This is a genomic window from Nocardioides sp. TF02-7, from assembly GCF_022437945.1.
In the GTDB taxonomy this organism is placed as follows: Bacteria; Actinomycetota; Actinomycetes; order Propionibacteriales; family Nocardioidaceae; genus Nocardioides.
Genome location: NZ_CP092535.1, coordinates 2,361,831 through 2,377,192, shown reverse-complemented (window position 1 = coordinate 2,377,192; position 15,362 = coordinate 2,361,831). Strand labels below are relative to the sequence as shown.

Genomic DNA, 15,362 nt, shown 5'->3' with positions numbered 1-15,362 from the left:
GCACGGCCGGCGTACGGACTGACTAGAGGATCGCGCCCGGCGCGTACGCCGCCGCGGCGGGGTGACGCTCGACGACCTCGGCGACCCGGCGGCAGACCGCCTGGGTCTGCGCGACCGCGGCGCCGGTGAACGTGATCGGCTCGGCGACCAGGGAGCCGAGCTGCTCGGCGGTGAGGCCGAGCCGGTCGTCGGCGGCCAGCTTGGCGAGCACGTCGTTGTCGGCCTGGCCCTGCCGCATCGCGAGGGCGGTGCCGACGGCCGCCTCCTTGATCGCCTCGTGCGCGGTCTCGCGGCCGACGCCGTTGCGCACCGCGGCCATCAGCACCTTCGTGGTGGCGAGGAACGGGAGGTAGCGGTCGAGCTCGCGCTGGATCACCGCCGGGAAGGCGCCGAACTCGTCGAGCACGGTGAGGAAGGTCTGGAAGAGGCCGTCGACGGCGAAGAACGCGTCGGGCAGCGCCACCCGGCGCACCACCGAGCACGACACGTCGCCCTCGTTCCACTGGTCGCCGGCGAGCTCACCGACCATCGAGAGGTAGCCGCGGGTGACCACCGCGAGGCCGTTGACCCGCTCGCAGGAGCGGGTGTTCATCTTGTGGGGCATCGCGGACGACCCGACCTGGCCCTCCTTGAAGCCCTCGGTGACCAGCTCGTTGCCGGCCATCAGCCGGATCGTGGTTGCCAGGTTGGAGGGGGCGGCCACCAGCTGCACGAGCGCCGACAGCACGTCGAAGTCCAGCGACCGCGGGTAGACCTGGCCGACGCTGGTGAGCACCCGGTCGAAGCCGAGGTGGGCGGCGACGCGGCGCTCGAGCTCGGCGTACCGCTCCTCGTCGCCGAGCAGGTCGAGCATGTCCTGGCCGGTGCCGACCGGGCCCTTGATCCCGCGCAGCGGGTAGCGGACCAGCAGCTCCTCGACCCGCTCGAGGGCGACGAGCAGCTCGTCGGCGATCGTCGCGAACCGCTTGCCGAGCGTCGTCGCCTGCGCCGCCACGTTGTGCGAGCGGCCGGCCATCACCGTCGTCTCGTGCTCGGCGGCGAGCCGGGCGAGGCGGGCCAGGGCGGCCACGGCGCGGTCGCGGACGAGCTCGAGCGACTGGCGGACCTGGAGCTGCTCGACGTTCTCGGTGAGGTCGCGCGACGTCATCCCCTTGTGGATGTGCTCGTGGCCGGCGAGCGCGCTGAACTCCTCGATCCGCGCCTTCACGTCGTGACGGGTGACCCGCTCGCGCGCGGCGATCGACGCGAGGTCGACCTTCTCGACGACGTCCTCGTAGGCCTCGACCACGCCGTCGGGCACGGCGACGCCGAGGTCGCGCTGCGCCTTCAGCACCGCGATCCAGAGCCGCCGCTCGAGCACGATCTTGTGCTCCGGCGACCAGATCCGGGCCAGGTCGGCGGCGGCGTAGCGGGTGGCGAGGACGTTGGGGACGGTCACGGGGCACGATTCTCCCACGACCGCCACGAGGCCGGACTCGGGCGACCACGAGGGCAGACTCGACGCACCACGAGGGCCGACTCAACCCACCACGAGGGCCGATTCGACGCGCCACGGGGGCCGATTCGACGCGCCACGGGGGCCCATTCAACCCACCACGAGGGCCGATTCAACCCACCACGACACCCGACTCAACCGCGGACGGCGGCACCCTCGACGACGCCGAGGGGCTCGGCGGCGATGTCGGAGCGGCGCTGGAGGCCGGGGAAGGAGATCAGGTCGGCGGCGGCGTAGGCGCGGGCGCGGGCGTCGGCGACGTCGGTGCCGACGGCGCGGACGGCGAGCACCCGGCCGCCGGCGGTCACCAGCCGGCCGTCCTCCGTCAGGGCGGTGCCGGCGTGGATGACGTCGACGCCGGGCAGGGCGTCGGCGTCCGCGACGCCGGTGATGACGTCGCCCTTCGACGACGATGCCGGGTAGCCGGCCGAGGCGAGCACGACGCTGACGGCGGCGCCGGCGCCGAACCGCGGCGGCGACACGTCGGCCAGCCGGCCGCGGGCGGCGGCGTGCAGCAGCACGCCGAGCGGCGAGTCGAGCAGCGCCAGCACGGGCTGGACGTCGGGGTCGCCGAAACGACAGTTGTACTCGATCACCCGCGGGCCGTCCGCGGTGAGCGCGAGGCCGACGTAGAGGCAGCCGACGAACGGCGCACCCCGGCGCGCCATCTCGCGGAGCGTCGGCTCCACGACCGCCTCGACCACCCGCTCGGCGAGGTCCGGCTGCGCCCACCCGAGCGGCGTGTAGGACCCCATCCCGCCGGTGTTGGGGCCGCGGCCGCCGTCGTGGATCCGCTTGAAGTCCTGTGCGGGCTGCAGGGCGCGGGCGGTCGTGCCGTCGCAGACCGCGAACAGCGACACCTCCGGCCCGTCGAGGAACTCCTCGACGACCACCCGGCCGCACGCCGCGGCGTGCGCGAGCGCCTCGTCGCGGTCGCGGGTCACCACGACCCCCTTGCCCGCGGCCAGCGCGTCGTGCTTGACGACGTACGGCGAGCCGAGCTCGTCGAGCGCGGCCGCCACCTCCTCCGGCGTGGTGCACGTGCGCGCCCGGGCGGTCGGCACGCCGGCGGCGGCCATCACCTCCTTCGAGAACGCCTTCGAGCCCTCGAGCCGGGCCGCCGCCGCGGACGGGCCGAAGCAGGCGATGCCGGCGTCGGCGAGCGCGTCGGCCACGCCGGCGACCAGCGGCGCCTCGGGCCCGACGACGACCAGGTCGACGCCGGTGCGGCGGGCCAGGTCGGTCACCGCGGCGGCGGACATCGGGTCGACCTCGTGCAGGGTCGCGACCGCCGCCATCCCGGGGTTGCCGGGAGCGGCGTGCACGGCGGCGACCGCCGGGTCCCGCGCCAGGGCGAGCGCGAGCGCGTGCTCGCGCCCGCCGCTGCCGACCACCAGGACGCTCAGTTCGCTGGACACGAACGCCGATCCTACGGGCCGGCGCCCCGCGCGCCCGCGGTCGCCGGCTCCCCCGCGGCGGTCCGGTGCGTCCCTGGTGCGTCCCTGGTGCGTACGAGTCGGCGCCCGCGCCCCCGGCGAGGTTCGAGAACCGGACGGTCGGGCAGACTGACCCCCGTTCGAGTCGCGTTGAGAGTCCGGGGGTTAGACGCATGGGGGCACCTCGTCCTGGCGACCACGTCGGTCGCTACCGCATCGAGCGGGTCGTCGGGCAGGACGCCGTCGGGCTGGTCTGCGCCGCCACCGACCCCAGGTTGCAGCGCACGGTGACGCTGACCGTGGTCCACCCCGAGCTGGCCGGCCGGCCCGGGTTCGCCGACTCCCTGCGCGCGGCCGCCACCCGGCTCTCGACCCTGTCCTCGCCCTACGTCGCCTCGCTGCACGACCACGACGCGGACGCCACTCCTCCCTACCTGGTGAGCCAGCACGTCGACGGGGGCGACCTCGGCTCCTGGCTCGCGCAGCACGGCCCGCTGCCGCGGCGCGCGGCGCTGCTCCTGGCCGAGCAGGTGGCGGCCGGCCTGGCCGACGCCCACCGCCACGGCCTGGTCCACGGCGACCTGCGGCCGGAGAACGTGCTGGTGCGCGACGCCGGCACCGAGCGGTCCCACGCGTGGCTCACCGGCTTCCCGCTGCTCGACGGCGACCGCCCGACCGGTGCCGACGCCGACCTCCGCGGTGTCGGCCGCGTGCTGGTCGCCGCCCTCACCGGCTCCGACCCTGGCCCCGACCCGGCCCCCGCCCGCGCCGGGCACCTTCGGGTCCGGCATCGACGAGGTGCTCGGCGGCCTGCTCGGCCCCGACCCGGCCGCCCGCCCCGCGGACGCGGGCGCGCTGCGCGCCCGGCTCGCGGACCTCGCGGCCCGGGCCACGCCGCCGGTCGAGCCGACCCGCATCCGCCCCCGCCGTACCACCGCCGCCCGCTCCCGCGCCGCCGCCGGCCGCTCCGACGGCGGTCACCCCCCGCCGGGACCCCGCCTCCCCCGTTCCTCCCGCCTCCGCCCCCTCCGCCTGCCGCCCCGCCACGCCGGCGCGGGCTCGTCGTCGGCCTGGTCGCCGTCGCGGTCGCCCTGGTCGTCGTCGGCGGCGGGGTGGCCTGGACCCTGCTGTCCGGTGACGACGAGGGCGGCGGAGCCGACGGCGACAGCCCGGCGGCGGCCCCGGAGCGGGTCACCGGCGACGTCGACGGCGACGGGCGCGGCGACGTGGTGCTTGACGGCTTCGACCCCGAGGCCTGGACCGCGACCGGCGAGATCGTGACCCTCCCCTCCGGCGACGAGGGCGTCGGGGAGCCGGTCCGCGAGACCTACCCCGACCAGGTCCTCGTCGACAGCAACCCGGACCTCCACCTCGCCGACGTCGACGGCGACGGCGCCCTCGACCGGGTCTTCACCACCGCGTTCGCCGAGATCGACGACACGCTGGTCATCGACGTGGTGCCGGCCGAGGGCGAGCCCTGGCACCAGGAGATCCAGTACCAGGACACGCGCTGGGGCGCGGGCGACAACGTCACGGTGCTCTTCGGCGACCTGGACCAGGACGACCGCGCCGACCTGGTCGTCCACGACGGCTACATCACCGACGGCGTGATCCGGGTCTTCGTGGGGCTCGCCGAGGAGGGCGCGTTCGCCGAGCCCGAGGAGTGGTACGCCGGCGACCACGAGGCCGACATCGTCCAGCTCGACGTCGCCGACTTCGACGGCGACGGCCACCACGACCTGCTCGCGGCGATCGAGGGCGACGGCCCCGGTGACGGCCAGCAGCCGTGGACCATCTCCCTCCAGCTGATCACCTCCGACGGCACCGCGCTCGCCGACCAGGGCGACCTCCGGCCGCTCCCGGCCGACCGCTACCCCCCAGGGCGTCCGGCTCTACGGCGACCTCGACGGCGACGGCGACGACGACCCGCTGCTCGTCGGCCCCGACGGCTTCGCCACCGTGGACCTCGCCGACCCGTCGTCGGCCGACGTCGAGGTCATCTGGCCGGCCGGCGCCGACAACCGCGCCTGGCAGCGCCGCTACCAGAGCTACACGCAGGCCGCGACCGCCGACTGGGTGATGTCCGACGTCGACGGCGACGGCGACGACGACCTCGTCTTCCTGCGGTTCGGCGACTTCGAGGGGGTCGACGCCGACAGCCGTCCGGTGACGGTCCGGCTCGCGCAGGACGGCGAGCTCGCCCCGCCGGCCCCGTGGGGACGGTTCGAGTGCGGCGCCGACTGCAGCAAGGACTACAGCCCGGTCACCCCGGCGTACTAGCCCGACCCGACGAAGCAGAGGTCACGGATGCACGTCCCGCAGCCCGGGAGCACGCTCGGCCGCTACCGCATCGACCGCGTGATCGGTCAGGGCGGCATGGGTGTCGTCTACGCCGCGACCGACCTCCGGCTCGGACGGGAGGTGGCGCTGAAGGTGATCACGGGGCCGCTCGCCGCCACCGAGGAGTACCGCCGGCGCTTCCAGCACGAGGCGCTCGCCATGTCGCGGGTGCAGTCGCCCTGGATCGTGCAGATCCACGACCACGACGAGGTCGACGGGCTGCCCTACATCGTCACCCAGCTCGTCCCCGGCACCGACCTCGGGTCGCTGGTGGCGGCGGAGGGCCGGTTGCCCGTACGACGGGCGCTGCGGCTGTGCGCCCAGCTCGCCCGGGGCCTCGACGACGCCCACCGTGCGGGGGTGCTGCACCGCGACGTGAAGCCGGGCAACGTGCTCCTCGCCGGGACGGGCGACGACGAGCACGCCTACCTGTGCGACTTCGGCATCGCGCTCTCCGACGCCGCGAGCCACCGGACCCAGACCGGGATGGTCGCCGGCACGTGGGCCTACCTCGCCCCGGAGCGGACCCTCGGCGACCCCGCGGTGCCGGCGAGCGACCTCTACGCGGTGGGCTGCGTGCTGTGGACCTGCCTGACCGGGCGCGAGCCCTACACCGGCAGCCAGGTCGAGATGGCGATCGCCCACGCCAGCGCGCCGGTCCCGCAGCTGCCCGGCGACGACGAGCCGGTCACCGCGCTCAACCGGGTCCTCGCCCGGGCGCTGGCGAAGGACCCCGCCGACCGGCACCCCGACGGCGCCGCGCTGGCCGCCGACCTCGAGCGGCTCGCGGCCACGGCGCCCGACGCCGTGGTCGAGGGCCCCGTCGGCGGGGCGGCGAGCACGGCCGTCCGGTCCGCGCCGACGGCGCCTCCTCCCGCCGCCCACGGCGCCGCCGCCCGCCCCGGGCGGCGCCGCGCCGCTCCCCGCCACCGAGCCCCGGGAGGCCGACCCGCCCGCGGCGCGGCGTCGCCGCCGTTGGCCGCTGCTCGTCGGCGTCGTCGTGGCCGTCGCGCTCCTCGGGGGCGCGGCGACCTGGGCGGGGCTGGTCGCCCTCGACGGAGACGACGCTGACGATCCTGCCGGTGGGAGCGGCGGGGACGGCGGGGACGAGGTGCCGGCGCTGGTCACCGGCGACGTCGACGGCGACGGGCTGGGCGACCTCGCGGCGCAGGTCCGCACGTTCGACACGAACGGCCAGCTGTTCCAGGCGCTCTCGACCGGCACCGGTCTCGAGCCGGCGACCGCCGCGGGCAGCGAGACCGGTCGCGCCCTGCTCGGCGACGTCGACGGTGACGGCCGGACCGACCAGGTCTGGTTCGCGGCCGGCGACAACGCCGGCAGCTTCCTGGTCCGCGTGGTCACCGCCGGGCGCGAGCAGATCTGGGGAGCACACCCAGCAGCTCTCCGCCCTCCGGAAGTGGGACAACCTGGTGCCCTACCTCGCCGACGTCGACGGCGACGGGCGGCACGACCTCCTGGTCGGGAGCCGCACCCTCGAGGACACCGACGACGAACGCTTCACCATCACCGTCCACGTCGCGCGGTCGGTGGAGCGCGAGGGCGAGGACACGTTCGCCGAGGTCGAGCAGGTGCTCGACCTCGGGCGGAGCGAGCACCCCGTCACCGGCGTCGGCGACTTCGACGGCGACGGCGACGACGACCTGTTCCGGGCCACCAACACGCTGCGCGGCAACGGGGTCACCCAGGTGCGGGTCGAGGCGATCATCAACGACGACGGCACCTTCACGGCGCACGAGCCGACGGAGCTCGACGTGGACGTCTGGGGCGTCGGCTGGTTCGTCGCCGGCGACCCCGACGGCGACGGACAGGACGAGGTGGTCGTCACCAACGGGCGGCGCGGCTCGATCGGCGTCCTGGAGCAGGCCGACGGGGCCTTCGGCGAGCCGGCCGAGTGGTGGGCCGGCTCCGTCGGCGAGAAGGACTGGGAGCGGACCGTCTTCAGGGAGGGGGCGCCGTGGTTCCGCCAGGCCCTCTCCGACGTCGACGGCGACGGCGACGACGACCTCGTCGCGCTCGCGCGGGTGGCCGACGACAACGGCATCGCGGTCGGGGTGGCGACCTCCGACGGCAGCGGCTTCGCCGAGTACGAGGAGTGGGGCTCCCTCCCGTGCGCCACCGACCCCTGCCCCGCCTACGAGCTCGTCGCCAACGTCGAGCCGTCCATCCTGTGACCCCGGAGGAGACCTCCATGCGCGTGCCGCAACCCGGCGAGCAGCTCGGCCGCTACCGACTGGAGTCGGTGGTCGGGCAGGGCGGCATGGGCGTCGTCTACGCCGCCACCGACACCCGCCTCGACCGCACGGTCGCGGTCAAGGTGATCACCGGCCCCCCTCGCCACGGACCGGGAGTTCCTGGCGCGGTTCCACGACGAGGCCACCGTCCTCACCCGGCTGGACTCACCGCACGTCGTGCAGATCCTCGACCACGACGAGGTGGACGGCGTGCCGTTCATCGTCACCCAGTACGTCGACGGCACCGACCTCGCCGCCGTCCTGGCCCGCGGGCCGCTGGGGCTGCGCAGCGCGCTGGTCCTGTGCGCCCAGGTGGCGCGCGGGCTCGGCGACGCCCACCGGCGCGGCGTCGTGCACCGCGACGTCAAGCCCGCCAACGTGCTGGTCCGCGACCTCAACACGCCCGACGTGCACGCCTTCGTGTGCGACTTCGGCATCGCCCGGTCCGACGCCACCGACGGCCGCACCGCCACGGGGGTCGTCGCCGGCACCTGGGCCTACCTCGCGCCCGAGCGCACCGAGGGTGCGCCGGCGACCCCGGCGAGCGACCTCTACGCCCTCGGCTGCCTGCTGTGGGCCTGCCTCACCGGCCGGCCGCCGTACGAGGGCAGCGACGTGCAGGTCGCCCTGGCCCACGTGCAGGCGCCGGTGCCGCAGCTGCCCGGTCCCGGTCCGCTGGTGGCCGAGGTCAACGCCGTGCTCGCCCGGCTGCTGGCCAAGGACCCGGCCGACCGCCACCCCGACGCCGCAGCGGTGCGCGCCGAGCTGGAGCAGCTGGCCCAGCGCGCTCCCGAGGAGACCGTCGAGCGCGGACCGGTCGACGCCGCACCCGCGCCGGCCGGCACGACCGCGCCGCGCGCCGCCGCCACCCAGGCCCGGCGCCGGCGCCGGCTGCCCGCGGCGGTGGCCGCCGTGACCGGCGTGGTGCTGGTCGGCGGCGCGGTCGCCACCGCCGCCCTCGTCTCCCGCGACGACCCGGACCCCGCGCCGGACCCGGTCGAGGCGGAGGTGCCGGTCTCGGGCGACGTCGACGGCAACGGGTACGGCGACGTCGTCGTGCAGCAGGACCGGTTCGAGCACCTGAGCCCGCTGCCCACCTGGACGCTCCCGTCCAACGGGAGCTTCTTCGACGCAGCCGTCCGCGGCGACGGCGAGGACGGCTTCGCCCGCGCCGGCGACGTCGACGGCGACGGAGTGCCGGACGTCGTCTGGACCGACCACCGGTCCGGCGACCCGATGACGGTCGTCGTGGTGCCGGGCGACGGCGAGCGGTGGACCCAGCAGCTCGACCTCGACCGCACGCTCGACATCTCGAACGCGGCGACGCTCGTCGCCGACGTGACCGGCGACGGCCTCGACGACCTGCTGCTCGGCGGCCGCCCCGACGGCGGCGACACCTTCCACGTCGCGGTCTCCGACGGCGCCGGGTTCGCCGAGCCGGAGCGGTGGTACGCCTCCGACCTCGCCGACGGCTTCCAGTGGAGCGGCGACTTCGACGGCGACGGCACCGACGAGGTCGTGCACTGGGCCGACGACGGGGTGCACACCTCCGGCGTGGTGCGGGTCCTCGCCGCGGACGACGGCCGGCTGGTCGAGTGGGCGCACCGCGACCTCGACGGCACGTCGGTCAACCCGTTCATCGCCCCGTGGCTGGTCGGCGACCCCGACGGCGACGGCGCCGACGAGCTCGTCGTCGTCAACGCCACCACCCGGCGCACGTTCGTCTACGAGGTCGCCGGCGGCCCGATCGAGGACCCCCGGTCGTGGATCGTCAACCGGATGCCGCGGGCGGAGGCGCGCGAGCACCTCTACGGCGACGGCGTGCTGACCCGGGCTCTCTCCGACGTCGACGGCGACGGCGACGACGACCTCGTCGAGCTCCTCGACCCCGCGGACGAGGAGATCGAGGTGCAGGTGCGGCTCTCCGACGGGTCGTCGTTCACCGCGCCCGAGGCGTGGGGCGGGTTCCGCTGCGGCAGCGAGTGCGAGGACGCGTTCCGGGCGGTGGACTGACGGGTCAGCGCAGCGGGGTGCAGCACGACCGCCTGCTCGCGCTCCGGGCCGACCCCGACCACCGAGATCCGGGCGCCCGACATCTCCTCCAGCGCCTCGACGTAAGCCCTCGCGTTGGCAGGCAGGTCGGCCAGCGTCCGCGCCCCGCTGATGTCCTCGGTCCAGCCGGGGGAAGTACTCGTAGACCGGCACGGCGTGGTGGAAGTCGGTCTGGTTGGCCGGCATCTCGTCGTGCCGCCGGCCCTCGACGTCGTAGGCCACGCAGACCGGGATCTGCTCGAGGCCGGTGAGCACGTCGAGCTTGGTGAGCACGAAGTCGGTGACGCCGTTGACCCGCGCCGCGTAGCGCGCGATCACCGCGTCGTACCAGCCGCAGCGCCGCGGCCGGCCGGTCGTCGTACCGAACTCGGCGCCGGCGTCGCGCAGGAAGTCGCCGGCCTCGTCGTGGAGCTCGGTCGGGAAGGGTCCCTCGCCCACGCGCGTCGTGTAGGCCTTGACGATCCCGATCACCTGGTCGATCCGGGTCGGCGGGATGCCCGAGCCGGTGCAGGCGCCGCCGGCGGTCGCGCTGGAGGACGTCACGAACGGGTAGGTGCCGTGGTCGACGTCGAGCAGGGTCGCCTGGCCGGCCTCGAGCAGCACCACCTCGTCGCGGTCGAGCGCCTCGCCGAGCAGCAGCGTCGTGTCGCAGACGTACGGCGCCAACCGGTCGGCGTGCGCCAGCAGGCCCTCGACGGTTTGCTCCACCGAGGGTGCGCGGCGGTTGTAGATCTTGGTGAGGATCTGGCTCTTGAGCTCGAGCGCCCCCTCGACCTTCTGGGTGAGGATCTTCTCGTCGAAGAGGTCCTGGACGCGGATGCCGATCCGGTTCATCTTGTCGGCGTACGTCGGCCCGATGCCGCGGCCGGTGGTGCCGATCCGGCGCGAGCCGAGAAACCGCTCGTTGACCTTGTCGAGCGTGCGGTTGTAGTCGGCGATGACGTGGGCGTTGGAGCTCACCTTGAGCCGGCCGGTGTCGATGCCGCGGGCCTCCAGGCCGTCGACCTCGTGGAACAGCACGTCGAGGTCGACGACCACGCCGTTGCCGATGACCGGCGTGCAGCCGGGGGTGAGGATGCCGCTGGGCAGCAGGTGGAGGGCGTACTTCTCGTCGCCGATGACCACGGTGTGCCCGGCGTTGTTGCCGCCGTTGAACTTCACCACGTAGTCGACCCGGTCGCCGAGGTGGTCGGTCGCCTTGCCCTTGCCCTCGTCGCCCCACTGGGCGCCGACGATCACGATCGCGGGCATCGCTCGCTCCTCAAAGTCGAAAGACCCGGTGCAATCGCACCGGGCTCTTTGCGACCCAACGGTAGGGGGTGGGGTGACCGGGTCGCAAACCAGGCGCCGCGTGAGGTTTCCCCGGCCGACCGGGGAAACCTCAACTTGTCGGGCAAAAGCAATGCCGGACAAGTGGAGGTTTTGCCCGTCACGTCACCCCCCGGCTCCGACCCGGCCCGACCCGAGCCCGCCCGCGGCGCGCCCCGGCCGGCTACGACGCGCCGCGCAGCCGCGCCCCGACCTCCGCCGCGACCGCGCGGGCCAGGTCGGCGGGCGGCTCCCCGTCGACCTCGGGGACCACCGCGTGGACGATCCCGTCGGCGAGCAGGTCGAGGGCCCGCACCCGCTGCGCCGCCGCCACCTCCGGCGCCCGGTCGACGACTCCGTGGACGATGGCGCTGGCGCCCTCCGGCGGCAGCGGCGAGAGCCAGGCGTGCTGGGCGGCGAGCACGGTGCGGGCTGGCATCAGCGCGAGCGCCCCGCCGCCGCAGCCCTGGCCGAGGATGACCGAGAGCGTCGGCACCGTCATCGTCACCAGGGTGCCGATGCAGCGGGCGATCTCGCCGGCGATCGCACCCTCCTCGGCCTCGGGCGACAGCTCGGCGCCGGGGGTGTCGACCACCGTGACCAGCGGGAGCCGCAGCTCCTCGGCCAGCCGCATCGCCCGCCGCGCCTCCCGGAGGGCGCCCGGGCCCAGGGGCGTGGCGGGCGTCTGGCGGCTGCGGTCCTGCCCGACCAGCACGCAGGGCACGCCGTCGATCCGGGTGAGCGCGATCAGCACCGAGTCGTCCCGCTCGCCCTCGTCGGTGCCGCGCAGCCGCAGCGTGTCCGAGGCGCCGTGGCGGAGCAGGTCGCGGACACCCGCACGGCCGTCGGCGCGGGTGCGCTCGACCGACTCCCACGCCGGCACGCCCGCGGCGTCCGCGGCGAGCGGCGTACGACGACTGCCCTCCGCCGGCCCCGGCGGGTCGACCAGCACCCGCAGCGCCGCGTCGACCAGCGCCGGGAGCTCCTCGCTCGGCACGACGGCGTCGATCACCCCCTTGGCGGCGAGGTTCTCGGCCTCCTGGACCCCGGCCGGGAACGGCTGCCCGTGGAGCGCCTCGAACACCTTCGGTCCGAGGAAGCCCACCAGGGCGCCGGGCTCGGCGACCGTGACGTGGCCGAGCGAGCCCCACGACGCGAACACCCCACCGGTCGTGGGGGTGCCGCAGGTGGACGAGGTAGGGCAGGCCGGCCGCGCGGTGCTCCATGACGGCCCGGGAGATCTCCACCATCCGCACGAACGCCGGGGTGCCCTCCTGCATCCGGGTGCCGCCCGACGCGGTGCTCGCCAGGACCGGCAGCCCCTCCGCCGTCGCGCGGCGCACGGCGCCGGCGATCCGCTCCGCCGCGGCGACGCCGATCGAGCCGGCGAGGAAGCGGAACTCGTTGACCACGAACGCCACGGGCCGGCCCCCGCACCGTGCCCCGGCCGGTCAGCACCGACTCGTCGGTGCCCGCCTTCGCGGCCGCCGCCCGGAGCTCGGCCCGGTAGCCGTCCGGGTGGTGCTCGGTGCCGACCGGGCCGTCCCACGAGACGTAGGAACCCGGGTCGAGCACCAGGTCGATCAGCTCCCGGGCGGTCAGCCGCCGGCTCGTCCCCATGGCCCGGCATCCAACCACGCCCCGGGACCCGGCCCACGCGACCGGGGCCGCCCGGCCGGCGGCGGCAGGGGGCCCCGCCTAAGGTGGACGGGTGCCCACCACCGAGCCGCTCCTCGTGATCACCAACGCCGAGGCCGGCACCGCCGACGACCGGGCGCTCGACGCGGCGCTGGACGTGCTCCGCGCCCACACCTCGGTCGAGGTGTGCCAGACCTCCGCCCCCGGCGAGCTCGACGGCGCGCTGCACCGGGCGGGCACCCGGCGGATCGTGGTGGCGGGCGGCGACGGCAGCCTGCACGCGGTGGTCGCCGCGCTGCACCGGCGCCGCGAGCTGGCCGACCACGTGCTCGGCCTGCTGCCGCTCGGCACCGGCAACGACTTCGCCCGCACCGTGGAGATCCCGCTCGACCCGGCGGAGGCCGCCGAGGCGATGGTGAAGGGCACCATCGAGGAGATGGACCTCCTCGTCGACGAGGTCGGCGAGGTCGTCGTCAACAACGTGCACCTCGGCGCCGGCGCCGACGCGAGCAAGCACGGCGCCCGCTGGAAGGAGCGGCTCGGCCGGGTCGGCGTCGGCCGGGTCAACCTCGGCCGCCTCGGCTACCCCCATCGGCGCGGTCCGCACCGCCCTGAACCCACCAACCCTCCGGCTCCGCGTCGAGGTCGACGGCGAGGTGGTCGCCGACGTCGACGAGCCGGTGCTCATGGTCGCGCTCGGCAACGGCGCCTCGGTCGGCGGCGGCACCCGCCTCACCCCCGACGCCGACCCGAGCGACGGGCTCATCGACGTGCTGGTCGCCACGCCCGCCGGCCTGGCCGCCCGGGCGGCGTACGCCGTCCGGCTCCCGTTCGGCAGCCACGACCAGCGCGAGGACGTCCGCACCTACCGCGGCGCCACCGTCTCGGTGAGCGGCAGCGGCTTCTGGTGCAGCGCCGACGGCGAGGTCTACGGCCCCGAGCGGCACCGCACCTGGCACCTCGAGCGCGCGGCGTACCGGATGGTGCTGCCGCGGCGGGACGAGTCGGGCGACGACGCCCGGGCGCACTAGGGTTGCCCGACGTGGCACGACGAGGAGACAACGCAGCAGACCCGGTCGACTGGGTGACCCGCACCGCCGACCAGGCGCTCCGGCACGCCGCGTCGACCACCCCCGACGGCGAGCTGCCCGACCTCGTGACCTGCGCGTCGGGCATCAGCCCCTCCGGGCCGATCCACCTCGGCAACCTGCGGGAGTTCCTGACCGTCCACTTCGTCGCCGAGGAGATCCGGCGCCGCGGCATCGCCGTGCGGCACCTGCACAGCTGGGACGACTTCGACCGGTTCCGCAAGGTGCCCGCCGGCGTCGACGAGTCGTGGAACGAGCACATCGGCCGACCGCTCTCCGCCGTGCCGGACCCGACCGGCGAGTTCGAGAGCTGGGCCGAGCGGTTCAAGGAGCCGCTGCGCCGCGCGCTGGCCGAGATGGGCTGCGAGATGGTCGAGGTCGACCAGACCCGGATGTACCGCTCCGGCGCCTACCGCGAGCAGGTCCTGACCGCCATCCGCAAGCGCGAGGAGATCGAGGCGGTCATGGCGCGCTACCGCACCAAGAAGCCCTCGGGCGAGGAGGTGCCGGCCGACGAGGACGACGACGAGGGGTCCTCGCGCGGCAACCTCGCCCGCTTCCCCTACAAGCCCTACTGCCGCGGCTGCGGCCGCGACACCGTGACGCTGACGTCGTACGACGACGAGACGACCGACCTGGCCTACACCTGCGACGTCTGTGGCGACTCCTACGTCACGAACGTCGCCACCCAGGACGAGGGCAAGCTGGTGTGGAAGGTCGACTGGCCGATGCGGTGGGCCTACGAGCAGGTGCACTTCGAGCCCGGCGGCGTCGACCACGCCAGCCCCGGCTCGTCGTACACCGTCGGCAAGGACCTCGTCGGCCCGGTCTTCGGCTGGACCGCACCGTCGTTCGTCGGCTACTCGTTCGTCGGCGTCGCCGGCATGCCGAAGATGTCGTCGTCGCGGGGCGGCGTGCCGACCGCCGCCGAGGCGCTGCGGATCCTCGAGGCGCCGATCCTGCGCTGGCTCTACGTCCGCCGGCAGCCCAAGCAGGCGTTCAACGTCGACTTCGGGCAGGAGGTGCTGCGGCTCTACGACGAGTGGGACGCGCTCACCCGCAAGGCCGCCGACCCCGCGAAGCGGGACGCCGCGGTGCTCGCCTGGGAGCGGGCGTCCGCCACTGCCGCCGCCGGCCGCCTGCCCTCCCCCGAGGTGGTCGTGCCGTTCCGGATGCTGTCGTCGGTCGCCGATGTCACCGCCGGCTCCGCCGAGCTGATCTCCGCGACGATCGGGAAGGTCGGCCACGAGCACTCCACCGTCGCCGAGCTCGAGCCGCGGCTGTCGAAGGCGATGACCTGGGTGCGGGAGTACGTGCCCGCCGAGGACCGCACGAACGTGCGCGAGACCCCCGACGCCGAGCGGCTCTCCGCGCTCACGGAGCAGGAGCGCGGCTGGCTCGACACCCTCCTCGCCCGGTTGCCCGCGACGTTCGACGACGCCGCCGACCTCACCGCACTGATCTACGGCGTCCCCAAGCTCGGCCGCGGCCTCGGCCTCGACGACGCGCCGACCGACGAGGTCAAGGCCGACCAGAAGGCGTTCTTCCGGCTGCTCTACCAGCTCCTCGTCGCCGCCGACCGCGGCCCGCGGCTCCCCACCCTGTTCGCCGCGCTCGGCCCCGAGCGGGTGCGGGCGCTGCTCACGCCGGCGGGGTAAGTGCAGTAACTCAGTGTTACGGCGACTACCCGGGCGCTGGGACACGTCAGAGCACGGCGGGAGCAGCACGAACACCCGGGTAGTGCGCAGCGGCC

At 75.1% G+C, this 15,362-nt stretch carries 9 protein-coding genes and 3 pseudogenes; 7 read left to right on the top strand and 5 right to left on the bottom strand.

The window, feature by feature from the left end; translation table 11 throughout:
• Nucleotides 1–22: 22 nt before the first annotated feature.
• The 3 genes from purB to MF408_RS12175 all read right to left on the bottom strand — a co-directional run bounded on the left by purB (nucleotide 23) and on the right by MF408_RS12175 (nucleotide 4,664).
• On the bottom strand, nucleotides 23–1,438 hold the full coding sequence (purB, locus tag MF408_RS12185; protein WP_240247931.1) for an adenylosuccinate lyase: 1,416 nt from the start codon (nucleotides 1,436–1,438) through the stop codon (nucleotides 23–25).
• Between the two features lie 191 nt (nucleotides 1,439–1,629).
• Nucleotides 1,630–2,901 carry a phosphoribosylamine--glycine ligase gene (gene purD, locus MF408_RS12180; protein ID WP_240251882.1) on the bottom strand — a complete coding sequence of 424 codons (1,272 nt, stop codon included), beginning with the start codon at nucleotides 2,899–2,901 and terminating at the stop codon, nucleotides 1,630–1,632.
• A 1,007-nt stretch (nucleotides 2,902–3,908) separates the two neighbouring features.
• The gene (locus tag MF408_RS12175; RefSeq protein ID WP_240251560.1) at nucleotides 3,909–4,664 is read right to left on the bottom strand and encodes a hypothetical protein; all 756 of its coding nucleotides are present in this window, start codon (nucleotides 4,662–4,664) and stop codon (nucleotides 3,909–3,911) included.
• Between the two features lie 226 nt (nucleotides 4,665–4,890).
• Between MF408_RS12175 and MF408_RS12170 the strand changes: the two genes are divergently transcribed.
• From MF408_RS12170 to MF408_RS12155, 4 genes are all read left to right on the top strand, one after another.
• On the top strand, nucleotides 4,891–5,211 hold the full coding sequence (locus tag MF408_RS12170) for a hypothetical protein (protein ID WP_240251559.1): 321 nt from the start codon (nucleotides 4,891–4,893) through the stop codon (nucleotides 5,209–5,211).
• Between the two features lie 27 nt (nucleotides 5,212–5,238).
• The gene (locus MF408_RS12165) at nucleotides 5,239–6,342 is read left to right on the top strand and encodes a serine/threonine-protein kinase (protein ID WP_240251558.1); all 1,104 of its coding nucleotides are present in this window, start codon (nucleotides 5,239–5,241) and stop codon (nucleotides 6,340–6,342) included.
• A 359-nt stretch (nucleotides 6,343–6,701) separates the two neighbouring features.
• Nucleotides 6,702–7,463 carry an FG-GAP-like repeat-containing protein gene (locus tag MF408_RS12160; protein ID WP_240251557.1) on the top strand — a complete coding sequence of 254 codons (762 nt, stop codon included), beginning with the start codon at nucleotides 6,702–6,704 and terminating at the stop codon, nucleotides 7,461–7,463.
• Between the two features lie 180 nt (nucleotides 7,464–7,643).
• Nucleotides 7,644–9,536: a serine/threonine-protein kinase gene (locus MF408_RS12155; RefSeq protein WP_275693467.1), complete on the top strand. Its 1,893-nt coding sequence runs from the start codon at nucleotides 7,644–7,646 to the stop codon at nucleotides 9,534–9,536.
• A gap of 17 nt (nucleotides 9,537–9,553) precedes the next feature.
• Here MF408_RS12155 and MF408_RS12150 read toward each other — a convergent pair.
• Both MF408_RS12150 and MF408_RS12145 read right to left on the bottom strand, forming a co-directional pair.
• Nucleotides 9,554–10,826: pseudogene (locus MF408_RS12150) on the bottom strand (adenylosuccinate synthase); the annotation flags it as partial.
• 241 nt (nucleotides 10,827–11,067) lie between these two features.
• A pseudogene (locus MF408_RS12145) lies at nucleotides 11,068–12,295 on the bottom strand (carboxyl transferase domain-containing protein).
• A gap of 299 nt (nucleotides 12,296–12,594) precedes the next feature.
• Between MF408_RS12145 and MF408_RS12140 the strand changes: the two are divergent.
• The 3 genes and pseudogenes from MF408_RS12140 to lysS all read left to right on the top strand — a co-directional run.
• Nucleotides 12,595–12,909 (top strand): annotated as a pseudogene (locus tag MF408_RS12140) (diacylglycerol kinase family protein); the annotation flags it as partial.
• A gap of 268 nt (nucleotides 12,910–13,177) precedes the next feature.
• Nucleotides 13,178–13,552 carry a hypothetical protein gene (locus tag MF408_RS12135; protein WP_240251880.1) on the top strand — a complete coding sequence of 125 codons (375 nt, stop codon included), beginning with the start codon at nucleotides 13,178–13,180 and terminating at the stop codon, nucleotides 13,550–13,552.
• 11 nt (nucleotides 13,553–13,563) lie between these two features.
• Nucleotides 13,564–15,267: a lysine--tRNA ligase gene (gene lysS / locus MF408_RS12130; protein ID WP_240251878.1), complete on the top strand. Its 1,704-nt coding sequence runs from the start codon at nucleotides 13,564–13,566 to the stop codon at nucleotides 15,265–15,267.
• Nucleotides 15,268–15,362 lie beyond the last annotated feature (95 nt).

Bases quoted from the DNA above. Each gene is read 5' to 3' on its own strand.
- MF408_RS12165 (WP_240251558.1), top strand. From the start codon at position 5,239: ATGCACGTCCCGCAGCCCGGGAGCACGCTCGGCCGCTACCGCATCGAC.